This is a genomic window from Pedococcus sp., from assembly GCF_036554925.1.
Classification (GTDB): domain Bacteria; phylum Actinomycetota; class Actinomycetes; order Actinomycetales; family Dermatophilaceae; genus Pedococcus_A.
In genome coordinates this window covers 1-17,487 of sequence record NZ_DATBMI010000104.1, presented here as the reverse complement: position 1 = coordinate 17,487, position 17,487 = coordinate 1, and the positions used below count along the sequence as shown (strand labels likewise).

The 17,487-nt window shown below is 73.9% G+C and carries 19 protein-coding genes; 10 read left to right on the top strand and 9 right to left on the bottom strand.

The window, feature by feature from the left end; all coding sequences use genetic code 11:
* Positions 1-307: 307 nt before the first annotated feature.
* On the bottom strand, positions 308-655 hold the full coding sequence (locus tag VIB11_RS08790) for an anti-sigma factor antagonist (protein WP_332030367.1): 348 nt from the start codon (positions 653-655) through the stop codon (positions 308-310).
* 76 nt (positions 656-731) lie between these two features.
* Here VIB11_RS08790 and VIB11_RS08785 point away from each other — a divergent pair, with 76 nt between their 5' ends.
* Complete coding sequence (locus VIB11_RS08785) at positions 732-3,134, top strand: DEAD/DEAH box helicase (RefSeq protein WP_332030365.1); 2,403 nt, start codon at positions 732-734, stop codon at positions 3,132-3,134.
* A gap of 51 nt (positions 3,135-3,185) precedes the next feature.
* Positions 3,186-3,854, top strand: a complete 669-nt coding sequence (locus VIB11_RS08780) for a LapA family protein (RefSeq protein WP_332030363.1) — start codon at positions 3,186-3,188, stop codon at positions 3,852-3,854.
* 103 nt (positions 3,855-3,957) lie between these two features.
* On the opposite strand, the gene VIB11_RS08775 is transcribed toward VIB11_RS08780, so the two are convergent.
* The 8 genes from VIB11_RS08775 to VIB11_RS08740 all read right to left on the bottom strand — a co-directional run bounded on the left by VIB11_RS08775 (position 3,958) and on the right by VIB11_RS08740 (position 9,785).
* A complete protein-coding gene (locus tag VIB11_RS08775; protein WP_332030361.1) occupies positions 3,958-4,335 on the bottom strand; it encodes an Rv3654c family TadE-like protein in 378 nt (125 codons plus the stop codon).
* Positions 4,332-4,676, bottom strand: coding sequence for a TadE family type IV pilus minor pilin (locus VIB11_RS08770; protein WP_332030359.1), 345 nt, complete (start codon positions 4,674-4,676; stop codon positions 4,332-4,334). The genes VIB11_RS08775 and VIB11_RS08770 overlap by 4 nt, the downstream gene beginning before the upstream one ends.
* Positions 4,677-4,687: 11 nt before the next feature.
* Positions 4,688-4,861, bottom strand: coding sequence for a DUF4244 domain-containing protein (locus VIB11_RS08765; RefSeq protein ID WP_332030357.1), 174 nt, complete (start codon positions 4,859-4,861; stop codon positions 4,688-4,690).
* Between the two features lie 147 nt (positions 4,862-5,008).
* Positions 5,009-5,593 carry a type II secretion system F family protein gene (locus VIB11_RS08760; protein ID WP_332030355.1) on the bottom strand — a complete coding sequence of 195 codons (585 nt, stop codon included), beginning with the start codon at positions 5,591-5,593 and terminating at the stop codon, positions 5,009-5,011.
* Positions 5,590-6,345 (bottom strand): hypothetical protein, encoded by a 756-nt coding sequence (locus VIB11_RS08755; RefSeq protein WP_332030353.1) that lies wholly within the window; start codon positions 6,343-6,345, stop codon positions 5,590-5,592. The genes VIB11_RS08760 and VIB11_RS08755 overlap by 4 nt, the downstream gene beginning before the upstream one ends.
* A complete protein-coding gene (locus VIB11_RS08750; protein WP_332030351.1) occupies positions 6,342-7,469 on the bottom strand; it encodes a TadA family conjugal transfer-associated ATPase in 1,128 nt (375 codons plus the stop codon). Before VIB11_RS08750 ends, VIB11_RS08755 begins: the two co-directional genes overlap by 4 nt.
* Complete coding sequence (locus VIB11_RS08745) at positions 7,466-8,239, bottom strand: hypothetical protein (RefSeq protein WP_332030349.1); 774 nt, start codon at positions 8,237-8,239, stop codon at positions 7,466-7,468. Before VIB11_RS08745 ends, VIB11_RS08750 begins: the two co-directional genes overlap by 4 nt.
* 703 nt (positions 8,240-8,942) lie before the next feature.
* Positions 8,943-9,785, bottom strand: coding sequence for a hypothetical protein (locus VIB11_RS08740; RefSeq protein ID WP_332030347.1), 843 nt, complete (start codon positions 9,783-9,785; stop codon positions 8,943-8,945).
* Between the two features lie 24 nt (positions 9,786-9,809).
* Between VIB11_RS08740 and VIB11_RS08735 the strand changes: the two genes are divergently transcribed.
* From VIB11_RS08735 to VIB11_RS08700, 8 genes are all read left to right on the top strand, one after another.
* A complete protein-coding gene (locus tag VIB11_RS08735; protein ID WP_332030345.1) occupies positions 9,810-11,012 on the top strand; it encodes a sensor histidine kinase in 1,203 nt (400 codons plus the stop codon).
* Between the two features lie 10 nt (positions 11,013-11,022).
* Positions 11,023-11,856: a LytTR family DNA-binding domain-containing protein gene (locus VIB11_RS08730; protein ID WP_332030343.1), complete on the top strand. Its 834-nt coding sequence runs from the start codon at positions 11,023-11,025 to the stop codon at positions 11,854-11,856.
* Positions 11,853-12,251, top strand: a complete 399-nt coding sequence (locus VIB11_RS08725; protein WP_332030341.1) for a hypothetical protein — start codon at positions 11,853-11,855, stop codon at positions 12,249-12,251. The genes VIB11_RS08730 and VIB11_RS08725 overlap by 4 nt, the downstream gene beginning before the upstream one ends.
* Positions 12,248-13,792: a cation acetate symporter gene (locus VIB11_RS08720; protein ID WP_332030339.1), complete on the top strand. Its 1,545-nt coding sequence runs from the start codon at positions 12,248-12,250 to the stop codon at positions 13,790-13,792. The genes VIB11_RS08725 and VIB11_RS08720 overlap by 4 nt, the downstream gene beginning before the upstream one ends.
* 203 nt (positions 13,793-13,995) lie before the next feature.
* A complete protein-coding gene (locus tag VIB11_RS08715; RefSeq protein ID WP_332030337.1) occupies positions 13,996-14,328 on the top strand; it encodes a DUF485 domain-containing protein in 333 nt (110 codons plus the stop codon).
* A complete protein-coding gene (locus VIB11_RS08710) occupies positions 14,325-15,956 on the top strand; it encodes a cation acetate symporter (protein WP_332030335.1) in 1,632 nt (543 codons plus the stop codon). Before VIB11_RS08715 ends, VIB11_RS08710 begins: the two co-directional genes overlap by 4 nt.
* 192 nt (positions 15,957-16,148) lie before the next feature.
* Complete coding sequence (locus VIB11_RS08705; RefSeq protein WP_332030333.1) at positions 16,149-16,706, top strand: AMIN-like domain-containing (lipo)protein; 558 nt, start codon at positions 16,149-16,151, stop codon at positions 16,704-16,706.
* A gap of 178 nt (positions 16,707-16,884) precedes the next feature.
* Positions 16,885-17,487, top strand: a 603-nt coding sequence (locus tag VIB11_RS08700) for an AMP-binding protein (RefSeq protein WP_332030331.1), incomplete at its 3' end; no start/stop codon positions are given.

Genomic DNA, 17,487 nt, shown 5'->3' with positions numbered 1-17,487 from the left:
GAAGGCCCCCATGACCAGGGCGATCGCCGCGATCGCCGCGACCACGACGACCAGGGTGAAGTTGGTGCCTGTCAGCGACAGATCTGCCGCTGCGGCGGACGCGAGGCCCGACATTCCATCCTCCTTGATGTGGCGGTCCCGCCCCTCGGGCGCACCACCGCAGCGGCACAGAGACGGTGCAGGTGACAGTAATGCAGATCACACGCGCGTGTGGGCGCTGTGAGAGCAGTCACAGTGCTGATCCTGCGTCACAGTAGTGACGGGACACCCGGGCCGGAAGACCCTTGGCGGTCGCGGAGGGGTCTGCTCAGGCCTCCGCGTCGCGGCGGGAGGCCGCCTCGACGGAGTGGTAGATGTGGAAGACCTTGTCGAGGCCGGTGATCTTGAAGACCTTGAGAATGCGGTCCTGGCTGCTCACGATGCGCAACGAGCCGTTCTGGCCGCGCACGAGCTTGAGCCGGCCGACGAGGACGCCGAGGCCGGTGGAGTCCATGAAGGTGACGTCCTCGAGGTCGACCACGAGGTCGGTGCGGCCGGCGGCGACCTGCTTGTCGAGCGCCTCACGCAGGAGCGGCGCGGTGTAGACGTCGATCTCACCGCCGACGTGCACGATGGTCAGCGCGCCGTGGTCGCTGGTGGAGACCGAGAGGTCCACAGAGCTCCCCTTCATCTTTCGTGCCGCCGCACAGGGCAGGACGGCGGCCGGACTGTCGCGGATTACCGTATCGGCAATGTCTACCACCGGTGCACCCCAGAGCCGGCAGGGCGGGTTCGACCCCGAGCAGGCCCTGGCCCGTCTCGCTGCCGGCAGCCGGGGCGACCGGCTCCTGCACGTGCACGAGGTCGCGGCGCGCGCCGCCTCGACGGCGGCCTGGCCGGAGTGGGTCCACCCCTCCGTGTATGCCGCGTTCGCCGGCGCCGGGGTCGGTGAGCTGTGGAGCCACCAGCGCGAGGCTGCGGACCTCGCCCACGCCGGTTCCCACGTCGTGATGGCGACAGGCACGGCCTCGGGCAAGAGCCTGGGATACCTCGTGCCCGTGCTCAGCGCACTGGTCGAGGGGGCCGACGCGCCCAGCGGGAGGGGGGCCACAGCGCTCTACCTCTCGCCGACGAAGGCGCTGGCCGCGGACCAGGTCGCCCGCCTGGGAGCCCTCGCCATCCCGGGACTCCGGTCGGCGACCTACGACGGCGACACCCCGCAGGAGGAGCGTCGCTGGATCCGCGACCATGCCCAGCTCGTCCTCACCAACCCCGACCTGGTGCACCACTCGCTCCTGCCCCAGCACCAGCGGTGGGCGCCCTTCCTGCGGGGGCTGCGCTACGTCGTGGTCGACGAGTGCCACGTCTACCGCGGCGTCTTCGGCTCGCACGTCGCCGCGCTGCTGCGCCGGCTGCGCCGGGTGGCCGCCCGCTACGGCGCGGAGCCGACGTTCGTCCTGGCCTCGGCCACGGTGCGCGACCCGGCGCAGCATGCCAGCCGCCTGGTCGGCCTGCCGGTACGGGCGGTGGAGCGGGACGGGTCTCCGCGCGAGGCGATGACCTTCGGGCTCTGGGAGCCCGGCGACCTGCCCGGCTCCGGCGTCGCGGCGAGCTCCGACGTCGACACCTCGGGTGAGACTCCGGCACGCCGCAGCGCCACCAGCGAGGCCGCCGACCTGCTCGCGGACCTCGTGGCCGGAGGGGTGCAGACCGTGGCGTTCGCACGGTCCCGGGCGGGGGTCGAGGCCCTGGCCGCCAGCGCCCGACGACTCCTCGCCGACGCGCACCCGCGGCTGGAAGGCGCGGTCGCGGCATACCGGGGCGGTTACCTGCCCGAGGAGCGCCGGGAGCTGGAGCGCTCGCTGCGGGACGGGGACCTCGTCGGGCTCGCCGCGACCACCGCCCTCGAGCTGGGCATCGACATCAGCGGACTCGACGCGGTGCTGCTGGCTGGCTGGCCGGGCACCCGCGCCTCGCTGTGGCAGCAGGCGGGCCGTGCCGGCAGGTCCGGATCCCGCTCGCTCGCGGTGTTCGTGGCCGCCGACGACCCTCTGGACACGTACCTGGTGCACCACCCCGACGCGCTGTTCGGGCAGTCGGTGGAGGCGACCGTCCTGGACCCGGACAACCCGCACGTGCTGGCCCCGCACCTGGCCGCGGCGGCTGCCGAGCTGCCGCTGACCGAGGCCGACCTGCCGGCGTTCGGGCCGCGGGCCGGTGGCCTGGTCGACGCGCTCACCGCCAAGGGCATCCTGAGGCGGCGCCCGAAGGGGTGGTTCTGGGCTCGGGCGGACCGTGCCGCCGACCACGTGTCGCTGCGCGGGGCGGGTGAGGTGGTCGGGATCGTCGAGCGCCGGACCGGTCGGATCCTCGGCACCATCGACGAGGCGTCGGCGCATGCCCAGGTCCACACGGGGGCGGTGCACGTGCACCAGGGCGAGACCTACGTGGTGACCGAGCTCGACCTCGACGGCGGCACCGCGAGTGTGGTGCGCGGCGACCCGGGGTGGAGCACGTACGCCCAGTCGGTCAGCGCGTTCGACATCGTCGGCACCGAGCGCTCCTTCGACCGGGGGCCCGTGCGGGTGTGTTTCGGCTCGGTCAGGGTCCACACGCAGGTGACGTCGTTCCTGCGCCGGCTGCCCAGCGGCGAGATCATCGGGACCCACCCGCTCGAGCTCCCGAGGCGGACCCTCGCGACGAAAGCCGTCTGGTGGACGATGCCGGTGGAGTCGCTGGCCGGCGCGGGCATCGCCGAGGCGGCCATCCCCGGCGCCGCCCACGCGGCCGAGCACGCGGCCATCGGGATGCTGCCGTTGGTGGCGACCTCGGACCGCTGGGACATCGGCGGGGTGTCCACCGCTGAGCACCCCGACACCGGCCTGCCGACGATCCTCATCTATGACGGTCACCCGGGGGGCGCGGGCTTCGCAGAGCACGCCTTCGACGCGTTCGGTGAGTGGCTGGCGGCCACCCGGGCGGCCATCGCCTCCTGCGGCTGCGAACGCGGGTGCCCAGCGTGCGTGCAGTCGCCCAAGTGCGGCAACGGCAACGACCCGCTGGACAAGAACGGCGCGGTCGCCCTGTTGTCGCTGGTCCTCGGCGCGGCGGACACGGAGCGCTCTGAGGGGGCGCGCACGGGCGGGCGGGGCTAGGGTCGAGGCGCCGCTGGGCGCACCCGCGCCCGCGAGACGACGGAGGTAAGCGTGATCCTGCTCGGACTGATTCTGATCGTCGTGGCGGTGGCGGCCGGCATCGTGCTGGTGCTCGCCACGCAGTCGCTCACCGAGCCCGTCGAGCTGGCGGCCGGCGGCTTCCAGGTCAGCGTGGTCCCGCTGGGCCTGGTCATCGCCGGCGCCGCCGCGCTGTTCGTGCTGTGGCTCGGACTGGCGATGGTGCGCGGCAGCATCCGCCGCAAGACCCGCAGGCGCAAGGAGGCCAAGGAGGCCGAGCGACAGGCCGAGCTCGAGGCGGAGGCCCGCCGCGAGGAGGAGTCCCGACGGGCCGATGCTGCCCGCCGCGAGGAGGAGATCCGGCGAGAGGCCGAGGAGCGCGCCCGAGTGGAGGCCGAGGAGCGCATGCGGCAGGAGGCCGACGAGCGTCGTGCTGCCGACGAGCGCTGGCAGCAGACCCCCGCACCGGGTGCGGGGGCGGCGGCAGCGGGGACCGAGGGTCACCACCACCGTGAGCCGGGCGCCGCAGGAGGCGACACCGCGGTGATGGAGCCCGCGGAGGACGAGCCCCAGGAGCCGGGACGGCATGCCGCCGACGCCCGCACGGACAGCACCGCCGAGGGCGAGACCACCCGCCCCACCGTCGCCGACCGCCTCATGGGGCGCGACCCCGCGGACGGTCGGGACGGCCGGGCCGGCTGAGCCTCCGCGCTCCCCCCGAGCCCTGCATCCCGCCTGAGCCCTGCATCCCGCCTGAGCCATCCCGCCCGAGCCCTGCATCCCGCCCGGGACCCGGCGCCCGTGCTCAGGGCCGGGCTCCGGCACGGGCGGAGGCAGTGGCCTGCCCTGGGAGAACGCCCACGGGATCGGGCGGCTCCACGGACACGCGCACGGTGACGCTGTCGTCCGCGGCGGGGGAGCACGCGCGCAGGACGGCCCCGTTGGTGTGGGCGCTCCCGGCGGCCCGCCGGCAGGCAGCGTCGGGCCCCGCGCCCTGCTGCAGCGCCACCGCTGCCGCGAGCGAGGCCAGGTCAGCCGCGGCCTGGGCCTGGTGCGCGGCGCGGACCGCTCCCCCGAGGGCAGTCCCACCTGCGAGCAGGACGACCACCGCACCCACCAGCCCCAGGGCGAGAACGGTCGCGGACCCCCGCTCTGCCGGGGCTCCCAGCGCAGCGGACCTCATGGCACCGCCTCGGGCCAGGTGTCCTCCCGGGCGGCGACGGCACTGCCGGACGGCCGGCCGTCCGCCCCGAGCCATCGAAGCGCCCAGGGAGCCGGAGCCGTCACGCTGACGCGCACCTCGGTCGGACCGGTCTCGACCGTCAGCACCGCCTGCTTCGGCGCGACGGCACGGCCCGCGGCCAGGGCCGCCCCCTCCCCCTCGCCCCGGGCCATCAGCCGGACGGCCACCCGGGCCGCATCGACGCAGCGGATCTGGTCGACCGCAGCGGTCAGCGCGGACAGCGCGAGCGCCAGGACCAGCAGCACCGCCGGCATGGCGACGGCCAGCTCGGCCGTCGCCATGCCGGGCTCGCCTACCCGCCGATGCCCAGGGCCGTGGTGATCACGCTGGCCAGTGCAGACTTCACCGGCCCCGACTTCACCACGACCATGAGCACCGCGGCGAAGGCCACGGCCGCGAGCGTCCCGACGGCGTACTCGGCCGTCGACATCCCCGCCTCCGTGCACCTCAGGGCTCGGATCCTCATCTGCATTCGCTGACACATTCGGCCACCTCCTCTGGTGGCGGGCCTTCCCCGCCGCTGCACCCAGTCCACGTCCGATCGGCGGAGCCGGCCACGGTCGCGAGCACGCCTGTGGATGATGTGGCATCGGGAGCGGGCGCCGTGGACACATCAGGTCCCGAGAACCCGTTGACCGAGCGCCAGCACGACCGGGATCACCGTGGTGCAGGCGAAGGCCGGAAGAAACGCGAGGCCGAGCGGCAGGACCAGCCGGACACCGGCTCGCGCTCCGGCCGCCTCGAGACGGCGGTCCTCACGCTCCCTGACGCGCCACGAGGCGTCCTCGACCAGCTGCGCCGGGCCGGCGCCCGTCGCCTCAGCCACCTGCCACGCCGACGCCGCCGGCTGCCACGCCGACGGCGCGAAGCCCCAGGCCTCCTCGGGGGAGAAGCCCCAGCCCAGGGCCGCAGCCACGGACTGCAGGTGGGCGGCCACGCCGCCCTCACTGCCGCGCGCGACCTCCGCGAGGGCCTCCCGCTGGCCCATGCCGGAGCGCAGCGCCAGCGAGAGGAGCAGCATGGCGTCGGCGATGGCATAGGCGGTTGCGGCCCCACCGTCGGCCGACGCCCTGTGCGCGTGCCCGGCACCCCGACCGCGGCTCCCGCCGGCCGTCGCCACAGGCGCACGGACGTCAGCGCGCGCCGGCCACAGCAGCACGGCCGCGGCCGCTGCGACGGCCAGTGCCAGCGCGGTCACGACGCGGTCTCGTGCCGGACCGCGCGGCGCAGGATGGCCCGGCTCCACGCCCAGCCCGCCACGCCGAGCAGGACGCCCACGGCCAGCGCCGCCGTGGCGGCGGGGCTCGCGGCATACAGGTCGGCGGGGGTGAAGCCGAAGAGGAGGCCGACCACCGGCCCGCAGGCCGGCATCAGGGCGAGCAGCGTCATCGACGCCTTCGCCCCGGCCGTCGCGGCGGCCAGCGCCCGGGCCGCGGCCTGGCGGGTTCGCAGGGCACGGGCGGCCGCGGCGAGGGCCACCGCCAGCGGAACGCCGGTCCGCTCACTCAGCAGCCACGCCTGCGCCACGAAGCTCTGTGCCGACCCGCCCGCCGTGGCCTCGACGGCGAGCGAGCTGCGGGCAGACTGCCAGACCGTTCCCAAGGGGACTCCCCGAGCGGCGGCGGTGGCCAGGTCGTCGGCGAGGCCGGCCACCCCTGCCCGGCCGCGCAGAGCACCAGCGCCGATCCGCACGGCCTCGGCGGTGGCCACACCGGCCAGGAGCGGCGGGACCAGCACCTCGAGCAGGGTCGCGAGGTCCTCGTCTGCGGCTGCGGGATCGGAACGCCCACGCCGGCGGACCCGGTCACGGATCCGTGGCTCAGCGGGCCCGACCGCTGAGCCACGGCCGCGGGAGCCCAGGACGAGGACGGCTCCAGCACGACGCACCCCGGGCCAGAGCACCACCGCGGCCGCGGCCAGCAGGGCGGGCACCAGCGCTGCGGAGGTCACGGCTCCTCGCCGAGCAGCGCCGCCAGGCTGGGCCAGCCCGGGCCGCGCTCCCCCCTGGCGCAGCGGAGAGCGGGCGCCACCGACAGCACCCCGTCACGACGGTCCAGCACGGACACCGACTCGACGGTGCGGCCCGATGGCGCCCGCCGCACGTGCACCACCGCCTGCACGGCGCTGGCGAACTGGGCGTGGACCGCCGCCCGCGAGAGACCGGCGAGGGCGCCGAGCGCCTCGAAGCGCGCCACGACGTCCTCGGGGCTGTTGGCGTGGACCGTGCCGCAGCCGCCCTCGTGGCCCGTGTTCAGGGCGGCCAGCAGCTCCCGGACCTCCGCTCCCCGGACCTCGCCCACGACCAGCCGGTCCGGTCGCATGCGCAGGGCCTGGCGGACCAGGTCGACGAGCGTGACCTCCCCACGCCCCTCGACGTTGGCGGCCCGACCCTGCAGTCGCACGACGTGCGGGTGGTCCACCGCGAGCTCGCGGACGTCCTCCACCAGGACGACCCGCTCGTGGGCCGGCACCTCGGCGAGCAGGCCGCCGAGAAGCGTGGTCTTGCCGGTGCCGGTGCCGCCGGTGACCAGGAGGGAGACCCGTCGCTCCACGAGGCGCCGCAGCAGCAGGCCGGTCTCGGCGGAGAACATGCCGGTCGCCTGCAGACCGGCGAGCCGCGAGCCGGCCTGCCGCGGGACCCGGAGGCTGACGTGGGCGCCCTGGTCGACGAGCGGGGGGAGCACTGCGTGCAGCCGCACCCCGCCCGACAGCAGGCCATCGACCCAGGGCTGGCTCTCGTCGAGCCGGCGCCCGGCCTGCCCCGCGAGTCGTACCGCAAGCCGGCGGGTCGACTCCGAGCCGAGGCCCGTGACAGCGACCTGCTCGAGGCCTCGGCCCCGGTCGACCCACACCGAGCCGTCGCCGTTGACGAGGATGTCGGTCACCTCGGCGTCGGCGAGGAAGGGCTCGAGGGGCCCGGCGCCCAGCAGGTCAGCGGCGAGCTCGGACCTGACCTGGTCGACCCCCGCCTGACCGAGCCGCGCGGCCTCGCCCTGCACGAGCTCGCCGAGACCTGCCGCGTCGGGAGGCTGACCGCGCAGGATGCGGTCGCGGATGCCCGCGTCGATCCTCATGGGGCGACGACACGGCGGCGTCCGGGCGCACCCGCGGTCTGGCCCTCCGTCGCGCTGACGTGCCAGGCGAGGTCGAGCAGCAGCCGCTCGCACAGCAGGGACAGGCGGGAGCGAGGCTGCTCGCCGGGCGGCCGGCCCCTCTCTGCGTCGGCGCAGACGCGATGGTCCTCGGGCCAGTTGCCGACCAGCGGCAGGTCGAGGTGGGCCGCGAGGACGTCGGACAGCTCGGACGACCGCCCACCGGCGCGCACCACCAGCCAGAGGTCGGCGCAGTGGCGCATGGCCCGCGTGACCACTGCCGTGGTGTCGGCGAGGTGGCGGGCCCTGACCCCGGCGAGCACCACGACTGCGTCGCACAGCGGCAGGGACTGCTCGGTCGCACTGTGGGGCGGGAGGTCCACGACCACGAGGTCGGCCTCGGCCCGCAGGGACGCGAGCACACCGGACACCAGGGAGGGGTCGGGCGGCCCGGCTCCCGGGGGCCCGACAGCCAGGACGCGGGCGCCTGCCACCGCGGGAAGCTCAGCCAGGAGGGCTTGGCCGTCGATGACGCCACGGGCCTGGACGAGGTCGCCCCACCTGAGCCCCGGCAGATGCTCGGCACAGGCGGTCACGTCGAGGCCGCCCCCGGCCAGGTCGGCGTCGACCGCGACTGCCGAGGCACCTCGGCGCGCCGCGACCAGCGCCAGCGCAACGGTCAGCGTGGAGGCACCGAGCCCCCCGGAGCTGCCGAGGACGCCGACGACGACAGGTGATGGCTGGTCTGGCATGACCCCACCGTTGTCGGTGGCCTCCGCTGCGCGCGAGGAGCAGGTCGGGTGCTGTGGACGGTGGGACGCCCGGTGAGTGGCTGTGGAGACGCCGGCCGGGCACGAGTCCGGAGTCGGGGCGGGGGTTCGCACAGCTGGCCACGACGCCCGTCGGAGCCAGGAGCGGAGAAAAGGGGACGGCCCCGGTCGGGGGGACAACCGGGGCCGTCGACGCGCCGAGCTCCGGGGGGGAGGAGCTGGTGCGCCGGCTCGCTCGACCCCAAGGGGGAGCGAGCACTGCAATGGTGGCCCCTCAACCCTTCGATCGCAACTCCGTGAGCCGAGTTTCCGCAGATTTGTCCGGCGGCCGCGAGCACGGACACCCGTCAACACCCTCCAAAACGGACAAATGCGTGCACCGACGCCGCGCACCGGGCCACCCGACCCGGAGACGAGAGATGGCACCCCGCGGACGGGGTGCCATCGACCGTGAGTCGACCCGGGTTACCAGGCGTGCACATTCATATGTCGCATCGGGACAAGCCCGCCACGATCGGTCCATCAGTGGACTGCCCGCGCGTGGGTGCCCGGCTGGCTCACGGTGGTCGTCGGACTCTCGTCAGTCGACTCGACACCTTCCTACCCCAGCCGCCGGCGAAACATAAGGCTTGACTTTCACCGCCACCGCCGCGTCACGAGACATCCGTGCCGACAGCCGCGGTAGTCAGCTCAGCCGGCCGGCGCGCACCGCGTCGCAGATGTCCTGCCCCTCGGCAGCCCCCGCGACCACTGCCTCACAGCAGTGCGTCAGCCAGAGGGCGACGCCCTCACGGGTGCCCGTGCCGTATGCCGCGAGCGCACCGAGGTAGGCCGGCCCGCCGCCCCTGCCGTGCCCCACCTCGGGGACGACGACCCCGGTGGGGTCGAGGCCGCTGGCCTGGATGACAGCCCGCTCCATGGCGCGGGCAACGGCGCCGTTGCCGCGGACGAAGGGGCGGGCGTGCGCGATCTCCGCGTGCACGACCGCACCGACGACCACCGCCGGGGCGCGGTCCCCGGCGAGGAGGACGTCGACGAGGCCGCGCAGCCTCGCGGTCAGCGCCTCGGGGCCGGGCGCGGGGCCGAGGTCGACGAGCTCGCGGCACTCCTCCCCCTCCTGCCGCGGACGACCGAGCTGGTCCTCCGCGACGAGCCCGGCAGCCGCGGCGACGTGGAGCCGGGCGAGGGCCTGGAGCGGGGCGGTACGCAGCATCGACTGGACGTGCTCCGTCTCGGCGGTGGCCTGCACCACGCCCTGCGCCACCTGCTCCACCGGGTCCGGCCGCTCGGGCCAGGACCTGGCCCCGCGCATGAGGTCGCGGATCACGTCGACGGGCAGGTTCGCGCCCTCGAGTGCGGCGCTCGCCCGGGCGCCGCGGACCCGGGACTCGGCGGCCGCCTCGGGGATGCGGCGGCGCAGGGCCTCGTGCCACCTGAGCCGGGTGCACGCCTCACGGGCCGCCGCGGTCTGCTCGGGCACCCCGGGCAGCTCGGCGAGGGCGTTCAGCGAGGAGAGGGCGTCCGACACAGGCAGCAGCCTAGAGTTCGGCGTGTGTCGGGCAGTTTCCACCTCCCCACCGCCATCGTCGTCGCGGGGGCGCTGCTCCTGCTGCTCGGGCTGGTCCGGCTGCTGCGGCAGGGCAGGCGTGGGGCGCGGGGGTTCGTCTCCGACGTCGACCAGGCGACCCACGCGACGCTGCACACCGCGTCGCTCGCCGCCCGCCACCTCCAGGACGGCCTGACCACCGAGGGGACCGCCCGCGCCGCCAAGCACCTGCGCGCGCTGCTCGGCTCCGCGGCCCTCGCCGTCTGTGACCACACGTCCGTCCTGGCCTGGGACGGCGCCGCGGACCACCACCGGCAGCATGCGCACCAGGACGCCGCCGAGGTCCTCGCGACCGGTCGCACCATCGTGCTCGGCCACGACGCCGTCGGCTGTGGCGACCCGGACTGCCCCGTCAGGACGGCGGTCATCGCCCCGGTGGTGACCGAGGAGCGCGTGGTGGCTGCTGTCGCGGCATACGGGCCCCATGCCTCCGCGGGACTGGCGAGGGCGACCGAGGAGGTGGCGCGCTGGGTGTCCACGCAGGCCGAGCTCGCCGAGCTCGGCCGGGAGCGCACCCGCACCATGGAGGCCGAGCTGCGGGCGCTGCGGGCGCAGATCAGCCCCCACTTCATCTACAACTCGCTCGCCGCGATCGCGTCGTTCGTGCGCACCGACCCCGAGCGCGCCCGCGAGCTGCTGTTGGAGTTCGCCGACTTCACCCGCTACGCGCTGCGGCGTGGCGGCGCCTTCACGACCCTCGCGGAGGAGCTGCGCAACGTCGAGCGCTACCTCGCCCTCGAGCAGGCCCGCTTCGGGGAACGCCTCCGGATCTCGCTGCTCATCGCCCCAGAGGTGCTGCCGGTCACGGTCCCCTACCTCGCCATCCAGCCACTGGTCGAGAACGCCGTGCGCCACGGCATCGCCTCCAAGGAGGGCGGCGGGCAGGTGACCATCCTCGCCACGGACATGGGCGCCGAGGCCGAGATCAGCGTGGAGGACGACGGCATCGGCTCCGACCCCGAGGCGATCCGGCGCGTGCTCGACGGGCAGTCCGGCGCCGACAGCGTCGGGCTCGGCAATGTCGACGCCCGGCTGCGGCAGGTGTACGGCGACGACTGCGGCCTCGTCGTCGAGACGGCGCCGGGGGCGGGCACCCGCGTCAGCTTCCGGGTGCCCAAGTACGCGCCCGGAGTCCACGCCTCGTCGTAGGCTCACCCCCATGGCGAGCGCTGGGCGGGGCCTGCCGCAGGAGCGCCGACCCGGCTCCCCCGACGGCGAGGGAGCGGGCCGGACCGGCCTGCGCGCCCTGGTCGTCGACGACGAGCTGCCGGCCCTCGAGGAGCTCAGCTGGCTGCTGCGCCAGGACGACCGCATCGGCGAGGTGCGCACCGCCGGGAGCGGGGCCGATGCCCTCAAGGCGCTCGAGGCCGGCGAGGTCGACGTCGTCTTCTCCGACATCAACATGCCTGGCCTCGGCGGGATGGACCTCGCCCGGATCATCGCCCGCTTCGCCCGGCGCCCCCAGGTCGTCTTCGTCACCGCCTACGACGAGCACGCCGTCGACGCGTTCGCGGTGGAGGCCACCGACTACGTCATGAAGCCGGTGCGGCCCGACCGGCTGGCGGAGGCCGTCCGCCGGGTCGTCGAGGGCATCGCCAGCGAGGACCCCGCTCGGGCCGCCGGCGCCGTGGAGCCCGAGGACGAGACGATCCCCGTCGAGCTCGGCGGGGTCACGCGGTTCATCAGCCGCAGCCAGATCCGCTACGCGCAGGCCCAGGGCGACTACGCCCGACTCCACACCGACGAGGGGTCCCACCTCGTCCGCATCCCGCTGACGACGCTCGAGGAGCGCTGGGCGGACGCGGGATTCGTCCGGATCCACCGCAGCACGCTCGTGGCCCTGCCCCATGTGCGGGAGGTCCGGATGGAGCACGGTCGCTGCACCGTCGTCCTCGACGGCGCGGAGCTCCAGGTGAGCAGGCGGCACACCCGCGAGCTGCGCGACCGGCTGCTGCGGGCGCCCCGGCCCGCACCCCCGGCCACCGGGCCATGAGCGCCGGGCGCGACCCCGACCCAGCCGAGCGCCCGCCACGGGTCCGGGTCACGAGCTCGCGGCGGCATGCCACGACCCGCCGTGACCCGCAGCCGCTGACGCGCGACCTCGACGAGCAGACCGATCTCGGCGAGGTGTACATGGCCGGCCTGATGAGCGCCCAGCTGCGCCTGGCCCTGCGGGTCCTGGCGTTCGGCGCGGTGGGTCTCGGCGGCCTGCCCCTGCTCTTCCTGCTCGTGCCGGCGACCCGCACGCTCGACATCGCCAGGATCCCGTTCCCCTGGTTCGTGCTCGGCGTCCTCGTCTACCCCGTGGCCCTGCTCGTCTCCCACTACTACGTCCGCCAGTCCGAGCGGATCGAAGGGGAGTTCAGCCAGGTGGTGTCGGGCTCGTGAGCACGGCGTTCGGGCTGACCGCGATCATCCTGGTGTGCGTCGCCACCCTCGTGGTGGGGGCGTTCGGGCTGCGCCTGTCGCGCACCACCAGCGACTTCTACGTCGCGGGTCGCACCGTCACCCCGATCCGCAACGCCAGCGCCATCGGCGGCGAGTACCTCTCTGCCGCAAGCTTTCTCGGGATCGCCGGGCTGGTCTACACCAGCGGCTTCGACATGCTGTGGTTCCCGGTCGGCTACACGGTCGGCTACGTCGTGCTGCTGGTCCTGGTGGCCGCTCCACTGCGTCGATCGGGCGCCTACACGCTCCCGGACTTCGCCGAGGCGCGGCTGGAGAGCCAGCGCGTCCGGCTCCTCTCCTCCGCGCTCGTGGTCGCGATCGGCTGGCTCTACCTGCTGCCGCAGCTGCAGGGTGCGGGTATCGCCCTCCAGCTCGTCACCGGTGCCCCGTCGTGGGTGGGCAGCCTGGTCGTCGTCATCGTGGTCGTGGCCAATGTGGCGGCCGGCGGGATGCGCTCGATCACCCTGGTCCAGGCCATGCAGTACTGGCTCAAGCTCACCGCGATCGCCGTGCCCGGGTTCGTCCTGCTGGCGGTGTGGCTGGGCGACGGTGCCCCCGCCCCCGAGGTCGCCACCACCCCGGGCTCGCACTGGGCGGAGCCGCTCAGCGGCTTCGGCGGCCAGGACCACCCTGCCTATGCGACCTACAGCACGATCCTCGCGCTGGTGCTCGGCACCATGGGCCTGCCGCACGTGCTCGTGCGCTTCTACACCAACCCCGATGGCCGCGCCGCCCGCCGCACCACCCTCACGGTCGTTGCCCTCCTCGGGCTCTTCTACCTCTTCCCGCCGGTCTACGGCGTCCTCGGGCGCGTCTACCTGCCGACCCTGCCCGAGGGCGTGCGGCCCGACTCGATCGTCCTCGCCCTGCCCACTGCGGTGCTGCCCGGCACCGCGGGCCAGCTCCTCTCGGCTGCCCTCGCGGGGGGCGCCTTCGCCGCGTTCCTGTCGACCGCCTCCGGGCTGACGATCTCGGTCGCCGGGGTCATCGACCAGGACCTCCTGCGGGGTCGGCTGCGCCGGATCACCGGGGAGGACGCCACCGTCGTCCAGGGCTTCCGGGTCGCCACCGTCCTCGCCATGGCGGTGCCGTATGCCGCGGCGCGGGTCGTCGAGCCGATCGGGCTCGCGACCACGGTGGGGCTGGCGTTCGCCGTGGCCGCCTCGACGTTCTGCCCGCTCCTCGTCCTCGGCGCGTGGTGGCGCGGCCTGAGCACCGTCGGTGCGGCCGCAGGGCTGGTCTCCGGAGGGTCGCTGGCGGCTGCCGCCGTCATCGTCACCATGGTGGGCGGCCCCCTCGGAGGGTGGCCCGGCGCCCTCCTGGCCCAGCCCGCCGCCTGGACGATCCCGATCGCCTTCGCCGTGACGGTCCTCGTCTCCCTGGCGACCCCGGGCCGCATCCCGAGGCACACCTCGAAGACGATGGTCCGGCTGCACACCCCCGAGGACCTCGAGCTCGACCGCGCGCCCGGCCACCGCTGAGCCGACACCGCCTCTCGGCCCCGGCAAAGGCGCCGACCGCTGGCCGCACGAGGAGGACCGTTCGCCGCAGAGTGAACTGCCGCACACCGAGCCCCGCCCCCGGTCGGCGCGCACGGGCCCGCCGGGCCTACTGCACGGCATACGTGCACGGCACGCTGGCGGCAGCCGCGGGAGCCGCCCGCGAGAAGTCACGGAGGTGCATCGTGAGCAACGTCGCTCGCACCCACAGCGACACCTACCTCGACGTGCAGCAGTCCGAGGAGTTCGCCGACCTGCGAAGCCGGTTCCGCCGCTTCGTGTTCCCCATGACCGGGCTCTTCCTGGCGTGGTACTTCCTCTACGTCCTGCTCGCCGTCTTCGCGCCGGAGTTCATGTCGCAGAAGGTGTTCGGCAACATCAACGTGGGACTGATCCTCGGCCTCGGCCAGTTCGCTTCCACGTTCGTCATCACGATGATCTACGCCCGCTGGGCCGACCGCGAGTTCGACCCGCGGGCCGACGCCCTCCACGACGTGGTTGAGGAGGCCCACTCGTGAACGCGATCGCCCTGCCAGCCGCCACCGACGTCGGCAGCCCCACCCTCAACATCACGATCTTCGGCCTGTTCGTCCTCGGGACGCTGGCCATCGTCATCCGGGCCTCGCGCAACAACCGCAGCGCCTCGGACTTCTACGCCGGCGGCCGTGCGTTCACCGGCCGCCAGAACGGCATCGCCATCGCGGGCGACTACCTCTCGGCCGCATCGTTCCTCGGCATCGCCGGGGCGATCGCCCTCAACGGTTACGACGGCTTCCTCTACTCGATCGGCTTCCTCGTCGCCTGGCTCGTGGCGCTGCTGCTCGTGGCCGAGCTGCTGCGGAACACCGGCAAGTTCACCATGGCGGACGTGCTGAGCTTCCGGCTGCGGCAGCGGCCGGTGCGCATGGCGGCAGCCATCTCCACCCTCGCGGTCTCGTACTTCTACCTGCTGGCCCAGATGGCCGGCGCCGGCGGTCTCGTCTCTCTGCTGCTCGGCATCGAGGACCGTGTCGGCCAATCCGTCATCATCGCCATCGTCGGCGTGATCATGGTGGCGTACGTCCTCATCGGCGGCATGAAGGGCACCACCTGGGTGCAGATCATCAAGGCCGTCCTGCTGATCGCGGGCGCGCTGCTGATGACGGTCTGGGTGCTCGGCCTGTTCGGCTTCAACCTCAGCAACCTCCTCGGTGCCGCGGTGACCGAGTCCGGCAAGGACGTCCTGTCCCCCGGCCTGCAGTACGGCAAGTCGGACATCACCAAGCTCGACTTCATCTCGCTGTCGCTGGCCCTCGTCCTCGGCACCGCCGGCCTGCCGCACGTGCTGATGCGCTTCTACACCGTGCCCTCGTCGAAGGAGGCCCGTCGCTCGGTGGTCTGGGCGATCTGGCTGATCGGCCTGTTCTACCTGTTCACCCTGGTGCTCGGGTACGGCGCCGCAGCCCTGGTGGGCCCGGAGGCGATCAAGGCGGCACCCGGCAAGGCCAACTCGGCCGCGCCGCTGCTGGCCTTCGAGCTCGGCGGCGAGATCCTGCTCGGCCTCATCTCCGCCGTGGCCTTCGCGACGATCCTCGCGGTGGTGGCCGGCCTGACGATCACGGCGAGCGCCAGCCTGAGCCACGACATCTACAACTCGGTGATCAAGCGGGGCACGGCCACGCAGGAGCAGGAGGTGCGGGTCGCCCGCATCGCCGCGGCGGTCGGCGGCGCCCTGGCGATCATCGGCGGCATCTTCGCCAACGGCCAGAACATCGCCTTCCTCGTGGCCCTCGCCTTCGCCATCGCGGCGAGCGCGAACCTGCCGACGATCCTCTACTCGCTGTTCTGGAAGAGGTTCACCACCCGCGGGGCCCTGTGGAGCATCTACGGCGGTCTGGTCTCGGCGCTGACGCTGATCATCTTCAGCCCCGTGGTCTCCGGCAAGCCGGTCGACCCGGCCACGGGCAAGTCGCTGTCGATGCTCCAGAACGTCGACTTCCACTGGTTCCCGCTCGACAACCCGGGCATCATCTCGATCCCGCTCGCCTTCTTCCTCGGCTGGCTCGGCACGGTCACCAGCCGCGAGGAGTCGAGCCCGATGAAGTACGCGGAGATGGAGGTCCGCAGCCTCACCGGCCACGGCGCGGAGAAGGCCGTCTCGCACTAGGCCGCCCGCGCCCGCACAGACCACGGTGCCGTGTCCCCGCGCAGGGGCACGGCACCGTGCCGTGTGCCGCGCGACCGCCGCGGTGTGCCGTGAGGCACCACCTGGCCCCGCGGCACACCCGCACGAGACCTTCGGGGCCTGTCAACGACGCACGCGCCCGAGGCGTCTGGGAGGTGTCCGAAGGAGGACGCCATGACACCCACCCAGTCCGCGGTCATCCGACCGCTCCTCGTGGCCCTGGTGGCGGGCACCATCCCGCTCGCCGCCTCGACCTCCACCGCCGCCGCAGCGCCGTACTGCGGCATTCACTGGGGCTCGCTCGCCAAGAGCACGGGCACGCTGCTGCCCGGCCCCATCACCAACGTGCGCACGGGCCGACACGCCTGCTACGACCGGCTGGTCGTCGACCTCAGGGGCACGGCACCCGGCTACACCGTGAAGTACGTCAACACCTTCACCGGCCAGGCCTCGGGGCTCCCGATCCCGCTGCGCGGCGGCGCCAAGATCTCCGTCACGGTGATGGCCCCGGCGTACACCCCCACGGGCAGTGCGAGCTTCGTGCCGACGAACCCTGCCGAGGTCGTCGACGTGGCCGGCTACTCCACGTTCCGGCAGGTCCGATGGGACAGCAGCTTCGAGGGCTACACGCAGCTCGGCCTCGGCGTGCGCGCCCGCCTGCCGTTCCGGGTCTTCAGGCTGCAGGACGCGTCCACCAGCCGGCTCGTCATCGACGTGGCGCACCGCTGGTGACCCCCGGGCGCTGACGTCGGCCGCTGGCCCGGCACCCGGCTGCCGTTCGGCGCGCCAGCAGCCCACCCGTCGATCACGGGCGCCCGGCAGTTGTCTGCGGGCCGCGGACACGGTTGGCTGGGATGACCACCGCGGCCACGACGACGTGGCTGCCGACGCCGCGCCCAGGAGGAAACCCGTGTCCGAGGAGACCCTGTCGACCGTGCTGCAGCAGGACCACTCGTTCGAGCCCACCGAGGAGTTCGCCGCCGCCGCGAACGGCACGGCAGAGCTGTATGCCGCCGCCGAGGCCGACCACGAGGGCTTCTGGGCCGAGCAGGCCCGCAGGTACGTCACGTGGAGCAAGGACTTCGACACCACGCTCGACTGGAGCGGCGCCCCCTTCGCGAAGTGGTTCGTGGGCGGCGAGCTCAACGCGGCCTACAACTGCCTGGACCGCCACGTCGAGGCCGGCAACGGCGACCGCGTCGCCATCCACTTCGAGGGCGAGCCCGGCGACACCCGCACCATCACCTACGCCGACCTGCACCGGGAGGTGCAGCGGGCCGCGAACGCCCTCGAGGGGCTCGGCGTGACACAGGGAGACCGCGTCGCGATCTACATGCCGATGATCCCAGAGACCATCGTGGCGATGCTGGCGTGCGCGCGGGTCGGCGCCCCGCACTCGGTGGTGTTCGGCGGCTTCTCGTCCGAGGCGCTGCACACCCGGATCGACGACGCCGACGCCAAGGTGGTCATCACCTCCGACGGCGGCTACCGGCGTGGCGCCCCGTCCGCCCTC

Excerpts from the sequence above, each read along its gene's own strand:
- VIB11_RS08705 (WP_332030333.1), top strand. The coding sequence starts at position 16,149 with ATGACACCCACCCAGTCCGCGGTCATCCGACCGCTCCTCGTGGCCCTG.
- VIB11_RS08750 (WP_332030351.1), bottom strand. The coding sequence starts at position 7,469 with ATGAGGATCGACGCGGGCATCCGCGACCGCATCCTGCGCGGTCAGCCT.
- VIB11_RS08745 (WP_332030349.1), bottom strand. The coding sequence starts at position 8,239 with ATGCCAGACCAGCCATCACCTGTCGTCGTCGGCGTCCTCGGCAGCTCC.
- VIB11_RS08730 (WP_332030343.1), top strand. The coding sequence starts at position 11,023 with ATGGCGAGCGCTGGGCGGGGCCTGCCGCAGGAGCGCCGACCCGGCTCC.
- VIB11_RS08765 (WP_332030357.1), bottom strand. The coding sequence starts at position 4,861 with ATGAGGATCCGAGCCCTGAGGTGCACGGAGGCGGGGATGTCGACGGCC.
- VIB11_RS08785 (WP_332030365.1), top strand. The coding sequence starts at position 732 with ATGTCTACCACCGGTGCACCCCAGAGCCGGCAGGGCGGGTTCGACCCC.
- VIB11_RS08775 (WP_332030361.1), bottom strand. The coding sequence starts at position 4,335 with ATGAGGTCCGCTGCGCTGGGAGCCCCGGCAGAGCGGGGGTCCGCGACC.
- VIB11_RS08770 (WP_332030359.1), bottom strand. The coding sequence starts at position 4,676 with ATGGCGACGGCCGAGCTGGCCGTCGCCATGCCGGCGGTGCTGCTGGTC.
- VIB11_RS08725 (WP_332030341.1), top strand. The coding sequence starts at position 11,853 with ATGAGCGCCGGGCGCGACCCCGACCCAGCCGAGCGCCCGCCACGGGTC.